This window comes from Streptomyces sp. SID3343 (genome assembly GCF_009865215.1).
Classification (GTDB): domain Bacteria; phylum Actinomycetota; class Actinomycetes; order Streptomycetales; family Streptomycetaceae; genus Embleya.
On sequence record NZ_WWJX01001054.1, the window covers coordinates 1 to 1,629 of the forward strand.

A 1,629-nucleotide genomic window follows, 5' to 3' on the forward strand; every position below is an offset into this window, starting at 1 on the left:
CGACTGCTGGTGCAACGCCTCGCCGTGCTGGAACGACCGGGCGTGGGCGAGCTGTTCGCCGCCGGGCGCGAGCGTTTCGCGGCCGCCGACATCGCCCGCCCGCTGCGCGTGCGGATCGCGCTCAACGAGGCCGCCCACCCGGAGGCGGCCCGGTTGATCGGCCGGCTCGTGCTGGCCCAGTTCGTCCAGGCGATGGCCACACACGGGCGCGAACGCGGCCCGCGCAAGGTGTTCGCGTGCCTGGTCGCCGCCGACGCGGGGCGCCTGGTGGACGAGTACACCGCCAAGGGCCTGCACTGGGCCCGCAACCGTCGGGCCGGCCTGGTCTTGTCGCTGCGCTCGCTCGACGACCTCACGCCCGCGCTGCGCACCACCGTGTTCGACGCCGCCGGGTGCAAAGCCGTGGTGCCGGGCGCGTCCCGCAACGACGCCGAACTGTTCGCCGAGCACTGGGGCAAGGTCGAGGGGCAGGAGAAGTCGGTCACCATGGGCACTCCCGACGGCGGCCTGATCAAGCGGGCGCGCTACGCGGTGCTGGGCGCGCTGTTCGGCGAGAAGGCCGGCGGCCGCTCGGAACGGGTCACCACCCGCACCGTCGAGCGCTATCGGTGGTCGCCCGCCGAGATCACCGGCGATCTGGACACCCACCACGCGATCGTCAGCCTGACCACCCGCGAGGGCAAACGAACCGGTCCCGTGCTGATCGATCTCGGCCGTTGAGTCACACTGGGGACACCGCCCACTCCAGTTTGGACAATCCGTAGATGCCCCCCACCCTCGCGTCCCTCGTCCGCGCTGCAGCCCTCGACCTGCGGGTGCTCGCGGGCCAAGACGACCTGGAGCGCGAGGTCCGGTGGGTGCACACGAGTGAGCTCGCCGATCCCACGCCCTACCTGGAGGGCGGCGAACTGCTGCTCACCACGGGCATGAAACTCGGCCGCACCAACGCCGAGCGCCGCGCGTACGTGCAGCGGCTCGCGGCGGCCGAGGTCGCCGGTCTGGGCATCGGGATCGGCCTCTCGCTGGAGCGGGTGCCCGCGGTGATCGTCGAGGCGGCCCAAGAGCACGGCCTCCCCGTTTTCGAGGTGCCGCGGCCGACGCCGTTCATCGCGATCAGCAAGGTCGTCTCCTCCGCGCTGGCCGCCGAACAGTACGAGGCCGTCACCACCGGCTTCGCAGTGCAACAGGAACTGACCAGGGCCGCCGCCGGGCGCGAGGGCGCCGCGACGCTGATCCGCCGGCTCGCGGCCCGGCTCGACGGCTGGGCCGCGCTCTACGACGCCGACGGCATGCTGCGCCACGTCGCGCCCGCCGGCGCCCGCCCGCGCACCGACGCCCTGCGCGCCGACATCGACAGGCTGCGCGGCATGCCCGCACCCTCCTCCGCGTCGCTCCAGGGCGGCCATGGGGGGAGCGAGGAGCGCATCTCGGTCCAGTCGCTCGGCGCCGAGCGACGGATCAGCGGCTTCCTGGCCGTGGGCACCGACCGGCCCGCCCGGGCCGCCGACCGGCAGACGCTGGGCACCGCGGCCTCGCTGCTCACCTTGGCTCTGGAGCAGTCCCGGGCCGGCGCCGACGCCGGGGCGCGGATGCGCACCGCGTTGCTGCGCCTGCTGCTCACCGGCGAGC

Annotated in this window: 1 protein-coding gene and 1 pseudogene; both read left to right on the forward strand. The window is 74.0% G+C overall.

Translation table 11 applies throughout. From position 1 onward, the window contains the following. Nucleotides 1-720: pseudogene (locus GT354_RS32980) on the forward strand (ATP-binding protein); the annotation flags it as partial. A 44-nt stretch (nt 721-764) separates the two neighbouring features. After that, a partial coding sequence (locus GT354_RS32985; RefSeq protein ID WP_202512583.1) for a PucR family transcriptional regulator ligand-binding domain-containing protein occupies nt 765-1,629 on the forward strand: 865 nt, incomplete at its 3' end.